General features: G+C 61.9%; 18 protein-coding genes. 8 read left to right on the top strand and 10 right to left on the bottom strand.

The window, feature by feature from the left end; all coding sequences use genetic code 11:
- Positions 1-5 precede the first annotated feature (5 nt).
- The 5 genes from REH34_RS00140 to REH34_RS00160 all read right to left on the bottom strand — a co-directional run bounded on the left by REH34_RS00140 (position 6) and on the right by REH34_RS00160 (position 3,324).
- Complete coding sequence (locus REH34_RS00140; RefSeq protein ID WP_311970302.1) at positions 6-734, bottom strand: DUF1190 domain-containing protein; 729 nt, start codon at positions 732-734, stop codon at positions 6-8.
- 17 nt (positions 735-751) lie between these two features.
- The gene (locus REH34_RS00145) at positions 752-1,177 is read right to left on the bottom strand and encodes a DUF350 domain-containing protein (protein ID WP_311970303.1); all 426 of its coding nucleotides are present in this window, start codon (positions 1,175-1,177) and stop codon (positions 752-754) included.
- Between the two features lie 56 nt (positions 1,178-1,233).
- Positions 1,234-1,893 carry a DUF2491 family protein gene (locus REH34_RS00150; protein WP_311970304.1) on the bottom strand — a complete coding sequence of 220 codons (660 nt, stop codon included), beginning with the start codon at positions 1,891-1,893 and terminating at the stop codon, positions 1,234-1,236.
- Between the two features lie 117 nt (positions 1,894-2,010).
- Complete coding sequence (locus REH34_RS00155) at positions 2,011-2,715, bottom strand: PspA/IM30 family protein (RefSeq protein ID WP_311970305.1); 705 nt, start codon at positions 2,713-2,715, stop codon at positions 2,011-2,013.
- A 27-nt stretch (positions 2,716-2,742) separates the two neighbouring features.
- Positions 2,743-3,324 (bottom strand): YjfI family protein, encoded by a 582-nt coding sequence (locus REH34_RS00160; protein ID WP_311970306.1) that lies wholly within the window; start codon positions 3,322-3,324, stop codon positions 2,743-2,745.
- 346 nt (positions 3,325-3,670) lie between these two features.
- Between REH34_RS00160 and REH34_RS00165 the strand changes: the two genes are divergently transcribed.
- Complete coding sequence (locus tag REH34_RS00165; RefSeq protein WP_311972196.1) at positions 3,671-4,582, top strand: aliphatic sulfonate ABC transporter substrate-binding protein; 912 nt, start codon at positions 3,671-3,673, stop codon at positions 4,580-4,582.
- 272 nt (positions 4,583-4,854) lie between these two features.
- On the opposite strand, the gene REH34_RS00170 is transcribed toward REH34_RS00165, so the two are convergent.
- Complete coding sequence (locus REH34_RS00170) at positions 4,855-5,520, bottom strand: polysaccharide lyase family 7 protein (RefSeq protein WP_311970307.1); 666 nt, start codon at positions 5,518-5,520, stop codon at positions 4,855-4,857.
- Positions 5,521-5,730: 210 nt separating this feature from the next.
- Complete coding sequence (locus REH34_RS00175) at positions 5,731-6,585, bottom strand: SDR family oxidoreductase (RefSeq protein ID WP_311970308.1); 855 nt, start codon at positions 6,583-6,585, stop codon at positions 5,731-5,733.
- Positions 6,586-6,669: 84 nt separating this feature from the next.
- Here REH34_RS00175 and REH34_RS00180 point away from each other — a divergent pair, with 84 nt between their 5' ends.
- The 7 genes from REH34_RS00180 to REH34_RS00210 all read left to right on the top strand — a co-directional run bounded on the left by REH34_RS00180 (position 6,670) and on the right by REH34_RS00210 (position 13,359).
- Positions 6,670-7,077 carry a helix-turn-helix domain-containing protein gene (locus REH34_RS00180; protein WP_226502753.1) on the top strand — a complete coding sequence of 136 codons (408 nt, stop codon included), beginning with the start codon at positions 6,670-6,672 and terminating at the stop codon, positions 7,075-7,077.
- Positions 7,077-8,279, top strand: coding sequence for a hypothetical protein (locus tag REH34_RS00185; RefSeq protein ID WP_311970309.1), 1,203 nt, complete (start codon positions 7,077-7,079; stop codon positions 8,277-8,279). The genes REH34_RS00180 and REH34_RS00185 overlap by 1 nt, the downstream gene beginning before the upstream one ends.
- Before the next feature lie 92 nt (positions 8,280-8,371).
- On the top strand, positions 8,372-9,013 hold the full coding sequence (locus tag REH34_RS00190; protein ID WP_226502861.1) for a DUF1345 domain-containing protein: 642 nt from the start codon (positions 8,372-8,374) through the stop codon (positions 9,011-9,013).
- Positions 9,014-9,113: 100 nt separating this feature from the next.
- Positions 9,114-10,136 (top strand): LacI family DNA-binding transcriptional regulator, encoded by a 1,023-nt coding sequence (locus REH34_RS00195; protein ID WP_226502754.1) that lies wholly within the window; start codon positions 9,114-9,116, stop codon positions 10,134-10,136.
- Positions 10,137-10,230: 94 nt separating this feature from the next.
- Complete coding sequence (locus REH34_RS00200) at positions 10,231-11,028, top strand: AP endonuclease (RefSeq protein ID WP_311970310.1); 798 nt, start codon at positions 10,231-10,233, stop codon at positions 11,026-11,028.
- Positions 11,021-11,974, top strand: coding sequence for a sugar kinase (locus REH34_RS00205; protein ID WP_311970311.1), 954 nt, complete (start codon positions 11,021-11,023; stop codon positions 11,972-11,974). The genes REH34_RS00200 and REH34_RS00205 overlap by 8 nt, the downstream gene beginning before the upstream one ends.
- A gap of 83 nt (positions 11,975-12,057) precedes the next feature.
- Positions 12,058-13,359: an MFS transporter gene (locus REH34_RS00210; protein ID WP_311970312.1), complete on the top strand. Its 1,302-nt coding sequence runs from the start codon at positions 12,058-12,060 to the stop codon at positions 13,357-13,359.
- 107 nt (positions 13,360-13,466) lie between these two features.
- On the opposite strand, the gene REH34_RS00215 is transcribed toward REH34_RS00210, so the two are convergent.
- The 3 genes from REH34_RS00215 to REH34_RS00225 form a co-directional block, all read right to left on the bottom strand.
- The gene (locus REH34_RS00215; protein ID WP_311970313.1) at positions 13,467-15,845 is read right to left on the bottom strand and encodes a response regulator; all 2,379 of its coding nucleotides are present in this window, start codon (positions 15,843-15,845) and stop codon (positions 13,467-13,469) included.
- 71 nt (positions 15,846-15,916) lie between these two features.
- Positions 15,917-16,378: a response regulator gene (locus tag REH34_RS00220; protein WP_226502759.1), complete on the bottom strand. Its 462-nt coding sequence runs from the start codon at positions 16,376-16,378 to the stop codon at positions 15,917-15,919.
- 49 nt (positions 16,379-16,427) lie between these two features.
- Positions 16,428-18,674, bottom strand: coding sequence for an ATP-binding protein (locus tag REH34_RS00225; RefSeq protein WP_311970314.1), 2,247 nt, complete (start codon positions 18,672-18,674; stop codon positions 16,428-16,430).
- Positions 18,675-18,780: the final 106 nt, after the last annotated feature.

The raw sequence follows: 18,780 nt of genomic DNA on the forward strand, positions 1-18,780 counted from the left end.
CCCCGCTAGCCGCCGACACTGAAACTGCTGGAGCTCTTGCCGCTCCAGCCGCTGCGGGCGGTGGCTTGCTGGCCGAAGCCGCCACGGGAGATCGCCGAGCTGACCCGCGAGCGACCGCCGCTCGAGTCGCTGCCCAGGCTGCGGCCCAGGGTTTCGTTGGTGTAACTGGCGCTCGAACTGCTGCGCGCCTGAGTCGAGGAGCCGAACTTCTTGCCCAGTTCGATCTGCCGGGACAGCGTCGAACTGCTGTAAGCGCCGCGGCTGTCCCGTGAATCGTAAATGGGCTGCGAATAGTAGTTGTTATTGTTGTTGCCGAGCATCTGCCCCCACAGCAGACCATTGATAAAGCCATTGTCGCCGCCGTGGCCCGACTGGGCCGCCTGGGCGTTCGCCTGTTCCATGCCGCCTTTGGGCAGGTTGCCGGACATGGCCAGTTCGAAACCGCCCATTTTCGGCATGTACTTGCCGTCCGAGGTGACATCGCAGTAGCCCGGCACGAAGTCCGCGTCGCAGGCCGCCTGGTCGTCGTACGTCGGGGCGATCTTGCGGTGATCCGCCAGGGCCTGCATATAGGCATCGGAACACACGTCGACCGCCACCTTGGCATCCACGCAGGCCTGCACGCTCTTGTAATTGTTGCGCACCGTGATCGCGTCATCCGGATGGCTGCATGCCGCGAGCGTCATGGGTACCGCAGTGGCCAATACCAACTTGACCGAACTCCTTGCTCTCATCGCTTGCTCCTTGGGGCTCAGGCCGACGGTGTCATGCACGCCGAGTTGAGAAAACCGACGCTGATCGCCACCGAGGCGGCGTAGATAGCGGCCGCCATTTCGCCACGGGCGATGCGCGCCGAGAGGTCCTTGAGCACCAGACTGGTGGCGAAGAACGCCAGCAACTGCACCACGGCGGCGATCACCACCCAAACCACGAAATCCAGCACGCTGACGCTATAGGCGATGATGCTGCTGGCCGGCAGCGCGAAGCCGATCAACGATCCGCCCAGGCCGATTGCCGCGGCAGGGTTGTTGTCGCGGATGAGCTGGAACTCCTTGTGCGGGGTCATGTGCGTGTAGATGAACTGGAACAGCGCGAACAGCAACGCGGCCACGACGATATAGATGATAAAACCGAAAACCGCAGTCGCGTTGAGTGACAGACGAAGCGCGTCAAGCATGGTGATTCCTTATCAGAGCAGAGGGGAATAGCCGCCAGAGGGTGCTCCGGCAAGCGTCAGAGCACGGAAATATCGGTGATTTGCAGGGTCACGCCCACTGCAGTCGACAGCGCCACGTTGCCCTCTTCGTCTTCTTCAGTGGAAAACAACAGGAATTCGCGGCGGTTACGCAAGCCAGTGTCGCGGGCGTAGAGAAGGCTGTTGTGGTAGATCGTGTAGGCCGTTTCAGGGCTTTTTACATGTTCGGTCATCGGCGTCAGCTCCGTCTGCCCGTCCTCGGAGCCCCATTGGCGTGCGTACTCGGTGCCTTCAAGCTCGTAGTAGGGCATGCCGATCTTCGAATCTGGGCCTACGAGGCGCAGCAACTCGGCCTTGCTGGCGACTGTGCGCATCTCGTGATAGCCGAACAGGATGATGTCCTCGATGTCGTCTTCGCGGGGGCCGTTCATGACCACTTGCAGGAAGTAATCCTCGTTATCGAGATAGAAGCGATCAAGGCGCTTGCCTTGCCCCAGGTCGATCCTGCCGACGGCCGCGACCTTTTCGTCATCGGGCACCACCAGCGTCGACTCGCCGGTCAGCAAGGCCTTGAGGTGCGGATCGAGGCACAGCATGCGCCCCGCTGCCAGTCCAAAGGGCGCTTGGTCTGCGCCGGACAGCGGTTTGCCAACTGATGCAGGCGCTTGCAGGCCCATCACGCGCTTGATCCAACTCATTGAAACCTCCAGCGTCAATTCCTGTGGCGGTAGCCGGACGTATCGGCTACCGCGATCCCTGATGTGCGGGCCAAAAAAAAGGGCAAACGAATCACTCCGTTCGCCCGATCTCGCCGCTTATCGAGCGTTATTGCCGGCTTGTCTGGCTTTCAAACGTGCCAGCACGTCATCCGCGCCGCCCGCCTTCGCACCGATTCCGGCGGCCTGCAGACGCTGGTCCAGATCTGCGCCATTGGCGGAGGCAGCGATTTCTTCGGCGGCTTCGAGGCGCGCGTCCTGTTCATCCTGGCGCTGCTTGATGCGCGCCAGCGAGCCCACAGCGGTTTCAACCTTGCCGTTGGCACCGCCCGTTGCATTGGCGGTAGCGACCCTTGCCTGCTGCACGGTTTCGCGGGCTTTGGCCATTTCGGTCTGCTGGCGAATGCCTTTGAGCTGCGCCTCGGCCTTGGCGATCTGCGCTTGCAGCAGACCGACTTGCTTGCCGAACTGGCTGGCGAGCTCGGCTTCCTGATTGCGCTGGGCTTCGAGTGCGGCGACACGCTCGGCGCATTCACCGGCCAGGCCTTCCTGATTGGCGGTCAGTGCGGCCATGGCCTTGGATTCCCAGCTGGCGATGTCGCTGTCCAGGCCTTCGACGCGCTGTTGGGCGATCTTTTGCTTGGACTTGATCTCGATCAGGCCATTACGAGCCTTGATCAGCGCGTTGTCAGCGTCGCGCTGCTCTTGTTCGAGGATACGAATGGCATTGGCATCGATGATCGACTCGCCAACCTCGCTTGCACCGCCACGGACGGCGGTCACCAGTTTCTTCCAGATACTCATGGGTTGACTCCTGCCTGAAGACGGCGTTTAAAGGTTGACGTTGAAATGGTCTTCGAACGCATCGACTGCGCGGATGACGTTGTCCGCCAGGGTGAGGATTTCCTGCACGATGACGGTCAAGGCCGAAGCGGAGCTCAGGGCGCCGAACATGCAATACACGTCAGTACCGTCGCCCAGCGTCTCGACGCCCACCGAGGACAATGGGAACAGGTCGCGGCTGCGCAATACCAGGCTGTTGAAGGCGGCGATGTCCTTGACGTGGGCGACTTCGACCAGCGTTGTATCGACCAGGATCTGCTCGCCTGACACGGCGATATAGATCGGCAGATCACCCTGCTCGGTCATGGTCAGCAGAATGCTTGAATCACCGCCTTCGCTGAGCCCCAGCTTGATGCTGCCCGAGGTGACGATTTCCAGCTCCGCGAGTGCCTTGTGCAGGGAACTGATGGTCCAGTTGCTGTTTTCGGTCATGTGGTTCTCCAATTTGATCCGTTCCCCTAAAAAGGGCTGGCGTAACGCTTTCTCGATCCCTCGCAGCGCACCGACGTTCTCAGGCAACACCCAGAACTCGCGCTTGACCAAGCCGGCTTCGGCAAGCCGAGTGCGCATCTCGCGTACATAGTCAGCGGACGTCTTGGGCTTGGTGCCAGCCTTGTCAGTCGCTGCTGGCTTCCCTGATGGGGGTTTCTTTGCTGTCGGCATTCGAGCAACCTCAAAACCTTACATGTAAGAAAATATACGCCGCGTTCCTTGCCCCGGCAAGCCTTCCATGTAAGAAAATTCAGCGAACATCCTGAATAACGTAATAGCAAAATGATATTTAACGAATCGTTCTTACAACCATATGATCTTTGAATCTTAGCTTTGCATCTAAACTCCGACGTCGAGAAACCTCATGCCTTCACTGATCAGACGCGCTATGACACCCCGCTCCACCGCCCTGGCGGGGCTGTTTATGGCAGTCGCCTGGGCACTCGGCGCACCTGCCCAGGCCGCCGAAACCATTCGCATCGGTTATCAAAAGTCATCGACCCTGATCACCTTGCTGAAAAGCCAGGGCACCCTGGAGCAGGCGCTCAAGGACAAGGGTATCGACGTCAGCTGGCATGAATTCCCTAGCGGCCTGCCGCTGCTGGAGGCGCTGAACATCGGTAACGTCGACATCAGCGCGGACGTCGCCGATACGGTCCCGATCTTTGCCCAGGCCGCCCAGGCCAAGCTCACTTACTTCGCCGAAGAAGCGCCCTCGCCCGCCGCCCAGGCCATCGTCGTGCGCAATGACTCGCCGATTCACCAATTGGCCGACCTGAAGGGCAAAAAGATTGCCGTGACCAAGGCCGCCGGCACCCATTACTTGTTGATCGCCGCGCTGGCCAAGGCCGGCCTGAAATTTGCCGATATCGACCCCGCCTACCTGTCTCCGGCCGATGGCCGCGCGGCATTCGAAAATAACAAGGTCGACGCTTGGGTGACCTGGGAACCCTTCCTTACCAGCGTCCAGCGCCAGCTGCCGACCCGTGTACTGGCCGACGGCACTGGCCTTGCCAACTATAAGCGCTATTACCTGACCAGCACGCCGTACGCCCAGGCCCACCCGCAAGTGCTCAAGCTGGTCTACGAGCAATTGCAACAGGCTGGCCAATGGATCAAGGCCCATCCGCAAGACGCCGCGAAGGTGCTGGGCCCGCTGTGGGGCAACCTCGACGCGCCCACCGTAGAGGCGGCCAACGCCCATCGCAGCTATCAGGTCGAGCCGGTCCAGGCTGACCAACTGGGCGAACAGCAGAAAATCGCCGATGCGTTCCTTGCTGCCAAATTGCTGCCCAAGGCGGTTGACGCCCATGACGTGCAGATCTGGAAACCCTGATAGCCGCGGCGCTCGAGAGAACGCCGAGGGCTGCAGCTGAGAATTCAGCAATGCTAATAGTGGGGGGATTCTCATATGTAGCTAGGTGCAAAGCAGTGAAGGCACCCGCCAAACCCTGCTGCCAGCAATGAACTGACGCGACTGGCGATAAACCTCAAAAAGTTGGTCGCGCGGTTCAGGACCTGAGATTGAGGCCGGTGGTTCTGCGTGTCGGCTGAGCCATGCGGGTAATCCGCCGGGCCAGGCCCCATCGCCGGGGCGGCGCTGCAGGCTCAACCGCTGTTAGGGTGCGTGGCCTTGAGGGCGTAATAGGTGACCTTGCCGCCTTCGCTGGCATAGCCGGTGTTGTCCAGCGTGTAGTTGCCCGCCTTGAAGTAGAACTGATACGGCTTCCAGTTGCCGTTGAGTTTGGTCTTCACGCCTTGGCCGTTGATCATCATGATCACCTCGCCTTCCTTGTTGACCCGCATCGAATAGTTGAAGGCCTGGCCCAACGGCATGTTGGTCCGGGTGTAGACGATCGGGCTCTTGGTGTCGCCGGGCTTGGTGCGGTAGGTGATGTCGACGTTGCCGCTGCCGTTTTCCCATCGGTACTGGATCTTGACCAGCGGGGATGGCGAGTTGATCGCATGAATCTGCGCCACCACCACCTTGCCTTCGGACGGCACCTGGTTGACCGCGACCTTGCCTTTGAGGGTGTTGCTGCCACTGTTGTAGCGCCAGCTCAGCGGGCTGCCGGCTTGGTCGGTTTCGCGTAATTCGCTGCGGGGGAAGTGGCTGCTGCCAAAGTGCGCGCCGGTGACCGGGGCCCAGAATATCAGGGTGCTGCCGGAGCGTTTGAAGTAGGTGTCGGTCCAGGTCTGCAAGCGGGCGGTGGCGACGGTCAGTGCGGGTGACCCTTGGGGAATGGTGAGATTCCAGGTGGAGAGATCGATCATGGGGTGGATAGGCTCCGGCGATTCACAATGACGTGAGGTAACCCGTCATACGGGCAGAGGCCGCAAAGTATCCCGTTTGAAATAATGCACTTGGGCCACCATTGAGCAAAGTTCCGCGAATTTAGTCGAAAAATTGACGAACGGTCCTCATTGACGGCAAGTCATAGCTGTATCGAGGGGGATTGCCCCTCGCTCCAGTGATGTTGTCGCCTACTTCGCCAGCGCGTGCTGCAGCGAAACGGCAACCGGCGTGGTCGGACGCCCGATCAGTGCACTGAGCTGCTTTTCGTCATCGAACAGCGCGCCCTTTGCAGCGGCGGCATCCGAATCGGCCAGCAGCTCGGCCACGGGCTCGGGCAGGCCGGCGTCGACCAGGACTTTCTCATACTCGGCCTGCGGCAGATTCCGGTAAGCCACCTCGGTACCCGACTGCTGGGCAATCAGCGCTGCCAGCTGGCTCAGGGTGTAGCTGTCGTCCCCTGCCAGCTCGTACACCTTCCCGGCATGATCATTGCCCGTCAGCACCACCGCAGCGGCCGCAGCATAATCGGCGCGGCTGGCGGAAGAAATCCGACCCTCCCCAGCGCTGCCCAGCAAGGTGTTATGGGCCAGCGCGCTAGCGACCCCGGCCAGATAATTCTCGCTGTACCAGCCGTTACGCAGCAGTACGTAGGGCACACCGCTGGCCTGCAACGCCTGCTCGGTCTGCCGGTGTTCTTCGGCCAGGCCCAGGGCGGAGGTATCGGCATGCAGCACGCTGGTATACGCCACCAACTTGACCCCCGCCGCCCTGGCCGCATCGATCACCGCCCGATGCTGATTGGCACGTTGGCCCAGCTCGTTGGAGGAGATCAACAGCAGCTTTTCGACTCCAGCCAACGCCGCGCCCAAAGTACCCGGCAGGCTGTAATCGGCGTGGCGGACGTCCACACCCAGTTCAGCGATGTCTTCAGCCTTTTGCGGATCACGCACCAAGGCGACTACCTGCGCGGCAGGTACGCGCTCAAGCAGTGCGGTGATGACCAGGCGGCCGAGTTGGCCAGTAGCGCCAGTAATTGCGATCATGGGATAAACCTTGAGAAATGAGAAGAGTCGTCACCCTACCGCTCTAGCTAACTTTTCGTAAGTACGTACAAAAAGGTAAGTGTCATGAGTATTCCCGAGACGTTCACCGTGCCGTTTTCAGTCGCCGCCCGACGTGGCGAGTTGCTAAATGCTCAATGCCCATCGCGCGATGTGCTCAAGCACATGACCAGCCGCTGGGGCGTGCTGGTGCTGGTGATCCTGTTGGGTGGCATGCATCGGTTCAGCGATCTGCGGCGCAAGATCGGCGGTGTCAGCGAAAAGATGCTCGCGCAGACGCTACAGGGCCTGGAGGCCGACGGTTTGCTTGATCGCAAGTCCCTGCCGGTGGTGCCGCCCCATGTCGAATACAGCCTCACGCCTTTGGGCATAGAAGCGGCGCGGCACCTGGAAGTGATGGTGGACTGGATCGAAGCCAGCATGCCGCGGATCATGGCGTATCGTGAGCGCCGTGAAGAAGGAAACGTCGATTGATGCGCATCATCGAAAAAAGCGGCAGCCAGGTCCGCACCCTCACCCCCGCCGAACAGCAATTGCTCGAAGGCTTCGTCACTGCGCGCCTCGAAGGCGTCGCCCAATTGCAAGCCAATCAATGGCTGATGCGCATCCGCGCCGCCGGGCAGTGGCTGGCTTGTGACTGCCAGCCCAACGTGTTGCCGGTGATGAACGTCACCCTCAACAGCAACACCGGCACCTTGTTCCTCAAGAACAACCCCGGCACTGCCGAGCACGCCAGCGGCTGCCCGTTCACCAAGGATGAGCGCGAGCCAGGCAGCGCGGAAGCTGACGAGCCGATTACTCCGGCCTCCTGGCTGCCACCGGACACGGCACTGCGGCTGATTGGCGACTTTCGTGCGCCCGGCAGCGACGCCAACGGCCTGGCGACCAGCCCCAGTGCACAGGCGCGCAAGGAGCACCATCGCCTGCTGTCGCTGGCCTTGACCCTGATCGAGGCCTCGGGGCTAAACGTCTACGCCAGCCATGCCAAGCAGACCCTGACCGACCAGTTCGCCCAGCTGCGCAGCGTGGCCGCGCGTTATCCCCTGATCGAGCGAGTGCCGGCCAGCCATTATCTGGAAACCCGCATCGACATGAAACACATGATGATGCTCAAGGCGCGCCTCAAGGATTCCACGGCATTCGCCGGTCATCGACGTTACGGCTTGCTGCTCGATTGCGTCAGCGAGGTACGCGGGCGCAAGGTGTTCAACGAGCGCAGCCAGGACGGCTTCGATTTCCAGGGGCATCATCTATTGTGGGGCGGCGCCCGGACCACCGGCCCACTGCTGGCGCTGGCGATCTACTCGACCGCCACGCCTGGCAGCCAGTTCTACCAGATGATCAACGTCGCCACCGTACCGGTGCTGTCCCGCGGCCAGTTGTTCCCGGTGTTCCGTGACGAAGAGCGCGAACCGCTCAAAGCCCTGGTCAAGCTGATCGACTGGATGGCCAGCAAAGGCGTGGCGGTGACCATGCGCCGGCCGGTGATCGGTGCCGCAGTGATGGATGAACTGGTGCTCAGCGCCGAGGGCGACCGGGTGCTGTCGGTGTCGCTGATCAAGCAGCCGCTAGGCCCCGAACCCAGCTCAGACACCTTCAAGCGCTATGCCGATTTCAAGAGCCTGGAGACCTTCAGCAAGTACGTGGCAGGATTCTTCATGCGTGAGCGTGGCTGAAGGCCCCCCCGCGCTGCAGGGTCCACGTATCGTTTTTGACCCGACTGGGTAATAATCGCCGATTTCCTGCCCACTGAAAGGCTTCCATGGCCCTGCCTCGCCTCGCTCATACCCATCCGCGCCTCACCGCTTGCGTGCTGCTCGGCATCGTTGTTGGCGCTTTGATACCGGCGTCCTCGGTGATCGCCAAGATCCTCATCGGCTGGAACGCCGGCACCTGGAGTTACCTGGCGCTGATGCTGTGGCTCGCGGCCCGCTCACCCTTCGCACGGGTCAAACAAATTGCCGAAGTCGAGGACGAGAATGCCGGGCTGGTGCTGGTCACGGTGTGCGTCGCGGCGATCGCCAGCCTGTTCGCCATCGGCCTGGAGCTCGCCGCCAGCCAGGGCCCGGCGAACAGCGCTCACGCCCTGGACTACCTGTATACCGGCCTCACCGTCGTCGGCTCGTGGTTGCTGATCGGGGTGATTTTCGCCCTGCACTACGCGCGGCTGTTCTATACCCGCACCGGCAAGGAACCGACCCTGCGTTTTGCCGACGGTGAAACCAATCCCGACTACTGGGACTTTCTGTATTTTTCCTACACCCTCAGCGTGGCCGTGCAGACCTCCGACGTCGGCGTCGCCTCTCGCCCGCTGCGCAAGACCGTGCTGGCTCACTCGCTGATCGGCTTTGTCTTCAACACCGTGATACTGGGGTTTTCCATCAACGTTGCCGCAGGGCTGATGCATTGACCGACCAACGGCCACTTGACGTGGTGGCCGAACAGGTGTCTCCTGAAACCGGTTTCAAATGCCTTTCGCCTGGCAATAACACCCATAAAAGGAATCAGGCATGAGCAGTATTTCCATCGCCCAGCGTAACCGCGTCACCATGCTTGACGTGGCCGAACGTGCCGGGGTCTCGAAGGCCAGCGTTTCGCGCTTTATCGGCGACGACCGCGCGCTGCTTTCCGAACTCACCGCCGAACGCATCGAACGCGCCATTGCCGACCTCGGCTACCGCCCCAATCAAATGGCCCGTGGCCTCAAGCGCGGCCGTACACGCCTGATCGGCATGCTCATCGCCGATATCCGCAACCCCTATTCCATCGCCGTGATGCACGGTGTCGAAAGCGCCTGCCGTCGCCATGGCTACAGCCTGGTGATGTGCAATACCGACCGCGATCAGGTGCAGGAAGGCGAACAGCTGGCGGCGGTGCGCGCCTATAACGTCGAAGGCCTGATCGTGAACACCCTCGGCCATCAACTGGACGAGCTGCGCGAGCTGCACCGCGAGATGCCCATGGTACTGGTGGATCGCAAGGTCGATCAGCTCGACAGCGATCTGGTCGGGCTGGACAACCCAGCTGCGGTTGCCACGGCCATCGAGCACTTGCACGCCCAAGGCTACCGCGACCTGTTGCTGGTCAGCGAACCCCAGGACGGCACCAGCTCGCGCACCGAACGGGCAGCGGCATTCAAGTTGCAGGTACAGACCCATGCCGATGTGCAAGGCGCAGTGATCTATACCTCGGACGATCTGGAGGGCCAGTTGCAGGCTTTCCTGCAGCGCCCGGGGCCTGGTCCCAAGGCGTTTTTCTGTGCCAACGGGGTTGCCACGCTGGCCACCACCCTCGCCCTGCATCGGCTGGGACACAGTCTGTTCGACGACTTCGGCCTGCTGGCCCTCGATGAGCTCGATTGGTACCCCTTGGTCGGGGGTGGCATCACATCGCTGGCGCAGCCAACCCACGACATCGGCGTGCGCGCTTTCGAGTGCCTGCTGGAACGTCTGCAGGGCAGCCGCAGTCCTACAAGAACGGTGGACTTCGGCGTTCAGCTGATTGTTCGCGGCTCGACCAGATCACGTCTCTAGCGAAGGCGCTTGCCCCCGAACCGGGGGGCAAAGCCCCTTCGCTACAGAAGATTTGCAGCGCAATAAATGAAACCGGTTACAGAGGACAATAATAATGACTCTCCACCCCGTCTCCATCAGTTTGTCCAGCTACGGCGCCGATCTCGTGCGCGAACGTGGTCAGGCAGCGTTTATCGACCTGTTGGCCGATGCTGGCGTCAGCACCATAGAGCTGCGCGAGGAGCTCGGCCTGCCCGACGACAAAACCGCTTTGGCGCTCGCCATCAAGGCCCGCGGGCTGAACTGCGTGTATTCGTCACCGCTCGAGCTGTGGGCCGCCGACGGTACATTGCAAGCGTCCGCACTGGCCGCTGCCCAGGCCCATGCACATGCCTGCGGCGCGCAATACCTCAAGGTTTCTCTGGGGTTTTTCCCGGCCAATCAGGATCTGGCCACCCTTCACAGGTTGCTGGGCGACCACCCGGTGCGCCTGCTGGTCGAAAACGACCAGACGCCACAAGGCGGCCAGATCGAGCGCCTGGCGCAGTTCTTCAGCGCTGCTCGCGTTGCGGGCGTCGCCGTCGGCATGACCTTCGACATCGGCAATTGGCAATGGCAAGCGCAGTCGCTGTTCGACGCCCTCGCACGGCTCGGCCAGTACGTGGAATACGTGCACTGCAAGGGCGTGCAGTTGAACGCTGCCGGCAAGTTGGTCGCCACGCCACCGACCCTGCGTGATCTGCACCTGTGGGAGCAAGTGCTGCAGCGTGTCGCCCCAGGGGTGCTGCGAGCTATCGAATTCCCCCTGCAAGACGACGACCTGGCCCTCGTCACCCGCACGCAGGTCGCCGCCCTCGCCCGCCTCGGCCAGCCCCATCAAAGCCCGCTGCACGAGGTGAGCGCTCATGTCTGAGTTCGACGTGTTGTGTTTCGGCGAAACCATGGCCATGTTCGTCGCCGAGCAGACCGGCGACCTGGCTGGCGTGGAGGTATTTCGCAAGCGCATCGCCGGTGCCGACAACAATGTGGCGATCGGTCTGGCGCGCCTGGGGTTCGATGTCGCCTGGCTGAGCCGGGTCGGCGATGACGCGCTGGGGCGATTCGTGGTCGCCACCCTTGAGCGCGAAGGTCTGGATTGCAGCCATGTGACGGTGGACGCACGACACCCCACGGGCATTCAGTTCAAGTCCCGGCAAGATGACGGCGCCGACCCGGCCGTCGAATATTTCCGCAAGGGCTCGGCGGCCAGCCATCTGAGTATCGCCGACCTCAGCCAACGTTTGCTGGCTGCCAGCCACGTTCACGCCACCGGTATTCCCCCGGCCTTGTCCGCTGATACCCACGCGCTCTCGCGCCATGTCATGAGCGAGATGCGCAGCCGCGGCCGCAGCGTCTCGTTCGATCCCAACCTGCGACCGTCACTGTGGCCGTCGCAGGCGCAGATGATCACCAGCATCAATGCGTTGGCCGCGCAGGCGGACTGGGTGCTGCCCGGGCTGGCCGAGGGGCAATTGCTGACCGGCTACCAGACCCCCGAAGACATCGCCGCGTTTTATCTCGACCAGGGCAGTGAAATGGTCGCGATCAAGCTGGGCCCCGAGGGCGCTTACTACCGTACGGCTCAGGAGCAAGGCTACGTGGCCGGTTTCCCGGTGGCCAAGGTCGTCGACACCGTGGGCGCGGGTGACGGCTTTGCGGTCGGCGTGATCAGCGGCCTGCTTGAAACCCTTGGCGTGGCGGCTGCCGTCAACCGCGGCAACTGGATCGGCAGCCGTGCGGTGCAAACCCAGGGCGACATGGAAGGCCTGCCGCTGCGAGCCGAACTCGAAGCCGACAGTCACTGGCAACAAAGCGCCTGAACCCAGGTGCTGCAACACTGGATGGTCCATTTCAATTGCCGCAGAGCGCTCGCGACAACAACAAAAAGCTCAGGAGTCGAACCATGGAAAAGCTCAAACTGGCAAGCCGCCGCTGGTGGTATCTCATGCCAATCGTCTTCATCACCTATAGCCTGGCCTATCTGGACCGCGCCAATTATGGCTTTGCCGCGGCATCGGGCATGGCCCACGATCTGCAGATCACCCCGGGCCTGTCGTCGATGCTGGGGGCGCTGTTCTTCCTCGGCTATTTCTTCTTTCAGGTGCCGGGGGCGATCTATGCCGAAAAACACAGCGTCAAGAAGCTGATATTCGTCAGCCTGATCCTGTGGGGCGGTCTGGCCTCGCTGACGGGCGTAGTCGACAGTGCCTATTGGCTGGTGGTCATCCGCTTTCTGCTGGGTGTGGTCGAGGCCGTGGTCATGCCGGCGATGCTGGTGTACCTGTGCCACTGGTTCACGCGTGCCGAACGCTCGCGGGCCAACACTTTTTTGATCCTCGGCAACCCGGTGACCATGCTGTGGATGTCGGTGGTCTCCGGCTATCTGGTGCAGCACTTCAGCTGGCGCTGGATGTTTATCATCGAAGGCCTGCCGGCGGTGATCTGGGCGTTTATCTGGTGGCGCCTGGCCGATGATCGCCCGCAACAGGCCAAGTGGCTGAGCGATGCCGACAAACAAGCTTTGCAGACCGCACTGGAAGCCGAGCAACAGGGCATCAAACCGGTCAAGAACTACGCCGAGGCCTTCCGTTCGCCCAAGGTCATACTGCTGTCGGTGCAGTACTTCTGCTGGAGTATCGGCGTCTATGGCTTTGTGCTGTGGCTGCCGTCGATCCTCAAGGCCGGTCAGGAAATGGACATGATCGAGGCCGGCTGGTTGTCGGCGCTGCCTTATCTGGCGGCGGTGATCGCCATGGTGCTGGTGTCGTGGGGTTCGGACAAGCTGCAGAAGCGCAAGCGGTTCGTCTGGCCACCGCTGCTGCTTGCCGCCGTGGCGTTCTATGCCTCGTATGCGCTGGGCAGTCAGCACTTCTGGTGGTCCTACGGCTTGTTGGTGCTGGCGGCGGCATGCATGTACGCGCCTTACGGGCCGTTCTTCGCGATCATTCCGGAAATCCTGCCTGGCAATGTGGCCGGTGGCGCCATGGCACTGATCAACAGCATGGGCGCACTGGGGTCGTTTGGCGGGTCCTATCTGGTCGGGTACTTGAATGCCACGACCGGCGATCCGGGAGCATCGTACCTGTTGATGAGCGGCGCGCTGTTGATTTCAGCGGTGCTGACCATCGCGCTGAAGACCCGCGATACGCAAAAAGTGGCCCCACAGGCGTCGCTTGTGGGGCATGCGCGGGCGGGGAGCCATTGAGATCTACGGTGACGCGTTCGCTACCGGACGCGCGACCTCGCTCCCACAGGGGAATCAACTATGGGAGCGAGGCTTGGCCGTGAAAGGGCCGCGACTGTTGGCGCTGATTACAGCTGCAACGCGCGTTGCAGCTTCAGCGCCAGCTCATCACCACGAAACGGTTTCTGCACGATGATGTGCTCCAGCGGATCAAGGCCGCCAGGTTCGGCGAAACCGGTGATGAACACGATCGGCATACCCGGGCACCGTGAATGGACCTGCAGCGCCAGCTCGGCACCGGTCATGCCAGGCATGGCGTAGTCGGTCAATACCAGGTCTATCCCCTCTTCCAGCAGGCCCATGGCCGCGGCGCCGCTGCTGGCCTCGACCACCCGGTAACCCAGACCCTCGACCACCGCGCAAGTGACGTTGCGTACCGTGTCGTCGTCGTCGACCAGCAAGATGGTGCGCTGCGGCTGCTCGCCGGACGCGACGAACGATTCAACCTCGGCGGGAGCATCCTGCGGCGCGGTGTCACGAATGGCCGGCAAGTAGACCCTGACCGTGGTGCCTTGGCCCACCTCGGTGTCGATGCTCACCCCGCCACCCGACTGCTTGGCAAAACCGAACACCTGCGCAAGCCCCAGGCCCGAGCCCTTGCCAACTTCTTTGGTGGTGAAAAACGGCTCGAAGGCCTTGGCTACCACCGCCGCGCTCATGCCGCTGCCGGAGTCGCCGATCGACAGCATCACATATCGGCCGGGTTCGGGCTCTTCGGGGCGTTGCGGTGCCAGAGTGACGGTTTCGTTGCGCGTCTGCAATTTCAATACGCCGCCGTTGGGCATGGCATCTCGGGCGTTGATCGCCAGGTTGAGAATGATCATCTCGGTCTGAGTGGGGTCGACCAGGGCGTTCCACAGGTCGGGCGCGGTGTCGGTCTCGACCCAGATGCTGCCACCCAGCGAGCGTTGCAGCAGTTCGAACATGCCCAAAAGGGTGTCGTTAAGGTTGACCGGCAGCGGCTCGAGGCGCTGGCGCCGGGAGAACGACAGCAACTGCCCGGTCAGCTTGGCACCCCGCTCACCGGCTTCCTGAATGCTCTGCAGGCGGCTGCGGAATTTATCGAACTGGCCTTTCTCGAGGTCCCGGCTGAGGAAGCTCGAGCTCGCGAGGATCACCGTCAGCAAGTTGTTGAAGTCATGCGCCACGCCGGCGGTCAATTGGCCGACCGCCTCCAGGCGCTGCATCTGGTGCAGCGCCGCCTCGACACGCTCGCGCTGGCTGATCTGATCACGCAGGCGCTGGTTGGTCGCCGCCAGTTCATCGACGATGGCGCGCTCACCGGTTATGTCGCGCACAGCGGCATACATCAGGCCTGCATCAGGCACCATGGTCCAGGACAGCCAGCGAAAATCCCCGGCTGCATGGCGCATGCGATTGACGAAGCGACTCGACACATTGCCCTTGGCGATGTTGTCGATTTCCTGCACGGTGGCACTGACGTCGTCCGCATGAATCAGGTCCAGCAGGCAGCCGTCGAGCAGTTGCTGGCGAGTCCAGCCCAGTGTCACTTCCCAGGCTGGGTTAAGCGCGATGGGCTGCATGTCGAAGGTCATCACCGCGAGCAACTCGCGGGACAGCTCCCAGGTACGATCGCGCTCGCGGGTGCGCTTTTGCACGCGATCGCCCAGCAGTTCGTTGAGTCGCTCCAAGGCTTCGGTGCTTTGCTTGCGCTCGCTGATGTCCTGGATCACCCCGGTAAAACGCACGCACTGGCCATCGACGAAGGTCGAACGGCCGCTGGTCGACAGCCAGCGTTCACTGCCGTCGGGCAGCACGATGCGATATTCCACCTGGTAGCCACGACCTTCGGGACCGCGCAAGGCTTCAGCGATCTTGTCCTCGATGAGCTGCAAATCGTCAGGGTGGGTGCGGTCAAGAAAATACTCGAAGGTGACCTCGCCTCCTTCCTCCAGGGCGTAGAGCGCCTTGCAGCGCTCATCCCAGATCAAGTTGCCGCTGCGCGGATCGTAATCCCAGGTGCCCATTTGCGCCGCATCGATTGCCAGGCGTGCACGCGCTTCAACGTCGTGCAGGGTCTGCTCGGCGACTTGACGCTGCTGGCGCTCGTGGACCTCGGCCATAGCACGATTGACGGCCTTGGGCAGCAGCGCCAGGTTCTGTTTGAGGACGTAGTCGACGGCGCCCTGTCGCATCATCGACACCGCGTGCTCTTCTCCGAAGATGCCGGACAGGAAGATGAACGGCGTAGCCGGGGCGCAGCGCCGCGCGCACTCAAGTACCTGCCCCCCCGAGGAACCCGGCAGCATGTAGTCGCTGAGAATCAAATCGAAAGGTTGTGCCAGCAAGGCCTGTTCGGCGCCGATGTGGTTATGCACCACCACCGTATCGACGTCGAGTCCGCTGCGTTCGAGGGTCAGGAGCGTCAGCTCGGCGTCACGGGGGCTGTCTTCGACGAACAGCAGTTTCAGTGGCTTTGCGGGCATCGAGGATCGTCTTTCAAGTCAGGGGCAGTCAGCCGGAACGTGAGTCCAGGCTGTGATTCGCGGTGCGTGGATCAGGAGTCGGAACGGCGAGTCAGGCGCAGCGAACCGGGGGGTGGCTCGTTGAGTACAGCCCAGAAAATGCCGAGGTCCGAGATGGCTGCCACGAATGCTTTGAATTCGACCGGTTTGACTACGTAAGCGTTCACTCCTAATTCATACGCGCGCTGCAGATCCGGCTCTTCACGGGAGGACGTGAGCATCACCACGGGGATACTGCGCAGTTCGGTAGACTCGCGCACCGATTTCAGCACCTCAAGGCCATCGACCTTGGGCAATTTGAGGTCCAGCAACATCACTGCCGGATTGCCTTCGAGCCGATCACTGTGTTCACCGCGGCGCAGCAGATAGTCGAGCGCCTCGGCACCGTCACGCAGGACGATGACTTCGTTGGCCAACTGGCTGCGCTCGAGCGCGACCAGGGTCAGTTCCAGGTCATGGGGGTTGTCTTCGACCAGAACGATGGGTTTGAGCATAGGGGCCTCATTTGTTTCAACTTGCGGGCGTCACGGGCGCTGCAAGCGATCAGTCGTGTTTAGGGAGTGCGAAATAGAATGTCGCGCCTTGGTCCAGAGCGCTTTCGGCCCATACGCGGCCGTCGTGGCGATCGATGATACGTCGCACGCTGGCCAGGCCGATACCAGTGCCTTCGAACTCTTCCATGCGGTGCAGGCGCTGAAAGACGCCGAACAGCTTGCCGGCGTAGTCCATATCGAAGCCCACGCCGTTGTCACGCACGAACACCACCACCTCGCGGTCTTGCTCGAAGGAGCCGACCTCGATCACCGCCTGCTCGCGCTTGCGACTGTACTTGATGGCGTTGGACAACAGGTTGCGCAACGCCAGATGGATAAATGCCGCATCGGCGAAAACGATCGGCAAGGGCGCGATCTTCCAGGTGACCGAACGGTTTTCATAGTCCGGGAGCATTTCGGTGCGGATGGCGTCGACCAGAACGCCGAGGTTGACGTCGGAAAACCGCAACGCCGCCCGGCCCATCTGCGAGAAACTCAGCAGATTGTCGACCAGCGTGCCGGCGAACCGGGCAGACTCGCCGATATGTTCAAGGAAGCGCACACCGCGCTCGGACAGCTTGGCAGCCTCGAGGTCACGCAGCAGTTCGGCGTAACCGGCGATGTGCCGCAGGGGCGCGCGCAAATCGTGGGAAACGCTGTAGGAAAAGGCTTCCAGTTCCTTGTTGGATTTTTTCAGCTCGCCGGCCAGTTGCGCCATTTCTTCAGCCTTGCGCAGCACGATGCCCAGGGTAGCGGTACGCAGTTCGGCCACGCCTTCGACTTCCAGTGGATGCCAAGGCGTGGAATAGCCACCGACGCTCTCCTGCCACTGCTCGAAACTGTTACGCGGATTCAGGGCGCCGCTGTCGCTCAGGCTCTTCTCGGGGCGGCCGGCCCACTGCACGGTACGGGTCTGTTCGGGCTTGAACCAGATCAGATAATGCGAGTGGATCTCCGAAATAGCCACGGCCAGGACACCACCGATATGGGCTGCCAGCTCGGGCAATTGCGGGATATCGCGGCTGACGTTGTCGCTTTGGAATACCTCGGCGCCCGGCTGGTAATTTGCCAGCCAGTCGATCAGGGCATCGACTTGTGGTTGCGGGGGGGTATCGCCCACCAGCTCGCAACGCGCGTCGGAGATGATCGCTGCGCCACTGGCACCGGTAAAACCGGTGAACACCTGCGGCACGGCCAACAGACCATCACGCACGCTGTCGCGATCGGCCATGGCAGAGAGCATTTGCACGATCTGGTGGCGCAGGTTGAGCATACGCTCGGCAGCGGCCTGTGCCTCACGGGTCTCGATCTGCAACGACAGCACGCTGCCGAGCAATTCGCAGGCGGTGCGGGTCTGGAAACCCACCGGGCGCGGGCTGTCGTGATGGCAGGAAATCAGCCCCCATAACTCGCCGCGCACCACGATGGAGATCGACATCGAGGCCAGCGTGCCCATATTGAGCATGTACTGCACGTGCACCGGCGAGACGCTGCGCAGCGCCGCAAACCCCAGGTCCAGTGGTTGCCCGGTGCGGGGGTTGTTGACCGGCAGCAGCGGCGACGGCTGGTAACGCGCATCTTCGATCACCCGGATGCGGTTGGCGCAGTACAGGCGACGCGCCTGCTGCGGAATATCGCTGGCCGGAAAACACAGGCCCATGTAGCTCGGATATCCCTCGTCGGCGATCTCGGCATTGACCAGGCCATTGCCTTCGCCATCGAAGCGGTAGGCCTTGACCCGACCGAAGCCAGTCATGCGCTTGACTTCCTGCACCGAGCGATAGCACAGCTCGTCGATGCCTTGGGCTTCCTGAAGTTGGCCGATAAACGCCCGGACCAGGGGATAAATAGTGCAATAGCCGCTCACCGAATCGTTGGTGGGCTCGAATTCGGCGATCAGCACGCCATCGTTGCGGTGCACCATCATGGCAATGGGCTTGTCGACACGGCTGCCCTGATTGAAGCGCACGTCTCCCACGTGGAACGGATGCTGCTCGTCCACCGGCAGGGCCTTTAGCCGTGCGGCCAACGAGGCGCTGTCGATCAACAGCGCGTGCAGGCTGTTGCCGACCACCCGATCGGGATCCAGCCCTAGCCAGCTCGACACATTGGCGCTGGCCTGCAAGATCTCGAGGCTGTGTTCATCGAGTACCAGCAAAAAGCCGTGGGGCTGAATACTTCCAGGGATATGAATAGGCTCTTTGGCGCAATTCTGCGCAGCGAGCGCGTAATCCAAGCCTGTGAAACTAGATGTCAAAGAAGATCTCCTTGTTGCCCTGCTTGCGACCTCGTGGCAGGCGGCGCCGGGCACAGGTGACAAAGATATCGTAAAAACTGTACAGAGGCTGCCCTTTTGCACAGGT

The sequence above is a fragment of the Pseudomonas baltica genome (genome assembly GCF_031880315.1).
GTDB lineage: Bacteria > Pseudomonadota > Gammaproteobacteria > Pseudomonadales > Pseudomonadaceae > Aquipseudomonas.

What these genes read in the sequence shown, in the direction of transcription:
- REH34_RS00155 (WP_311970305.1), bottom strand. Translation starts at nt 2,715, where the DNA reads ATGAGTATCTGGAAGAAACTGGTGACCGCCGTCCGTGGCGGTGCAAGC.
- REH34_RS00210 (WP_311970312.1), top strand. Translation starts at nt 12,058, where the DNA reads ATGGAAAAGCTCAAACTGGCAAGCCGCCGCTGGTGGTATCTCATGCCA.
- REH34_RS00165 (WP_311972196.1), top strand. Translation starts at nt 3,671, where the DNA reads ATGGCAGTCGCCTGGGCACTCGGCGCACCTGCCCAGGCCGCCGAAACC.
- REH34_RS00215 (WP_311970313.1), bottom strand. Translation starts at nt 15,845, where the DNA reads ATGCCCGCAAAGCCACTGAAACTGCTGTTCGTCGAAGACAGCCCCCGT.
- REH34_RS00220 (WP_226502759.1), bottom strand. Translation starts at nt 16,378, where the DNA reads ATGCTCAAACCCATCGTTCTGGTCGAAGACAACCCCCATGACCTGGAA.
- REH34_RS00180 (WP_226502753.1), top strand. Translation starts at nt 6,670, where the DNA reads ATGAGTATTCCCGAGACGTTCACCGTGCCGTTTTCAGTCGCCGCCCGA.
- REH34_RS00170 (WP_311970307.1), bottom strand. Translation starts at nt 5,520, where the DNA reads ATGATCGATCTCTCCACCTGGAATCTCACCATTCCCCAAGGGTCACCC.
- REH34_RS00205 (WP_311970311.1), top strand. Translation starts at nt 11,021, where the DNA reads ATGTCTGAGTTCGACGTGTTGTGTTTCGGCGAAACCATGGCCATGTTC.
- REH34_RS00160 (WP_311970306.1), bottom strand. Translation starts at nt 3,324, where the DNA reads ATGCGCACTCGGCTTGCCGAAGCCGGCTTGGTCAAGCGCGAGTTCTGG.
- REH34_RS00140 (WP_311970302.1), bottom strand. Translation starts at nt 734, where the DNA reads ATGAGAGCAAGGAGTTCGGTCAAGTTGGTATTGGCCACTGCGGTACCC.
- REH34_RS00195 (WP_226502754.1), top strand. Translation starts at nt 9,114, where the DNA reads ATGAGCAGTATTTCCATCGCCCAGCGTAACCGCGTCACCATGCTTGAC.
- REH34_RS00145 (WP_311970303.1), bottom strand. Translation starts at nt 1,177, where the DNA reads ATGCTTGACGCGCTTCGTCTGTCACTCAACGCGACTGCGGTTTTCGGT.
- REH34_RS00150 (WP_311970304.1), bottom strand. Translation starts at nt 1,893, where the DNA reads ATGAGTTGGATCAAGCGCGTGATGGGCCTGCAAGCGCCTGCATCAGTT.
- REH34_RS00200 (WP_311970310.1), top strand. Translation starts at nt 10,231, where the DNA reads ATGACTCTCCACCCCGTCTCCATCAGTTTGTCCAGCTACGGCGCCGAT.
- REH34_RS00185 (WP_311970309.1), top strand. Translation starts at nt 7,077, where the DNA reads ATGCGCATCATCGAAAAAAGCGGCAGCCAGGTCCGCACCCTCACCCCC.
- REH34_RS00175 (WP_311970308.1), bottom strand. Translation starts at nt 6,585, where the DNA reads ATGATCGCAATTACTGGCGCTACTGGCCAACTCGGCCGCCTGGTCATC.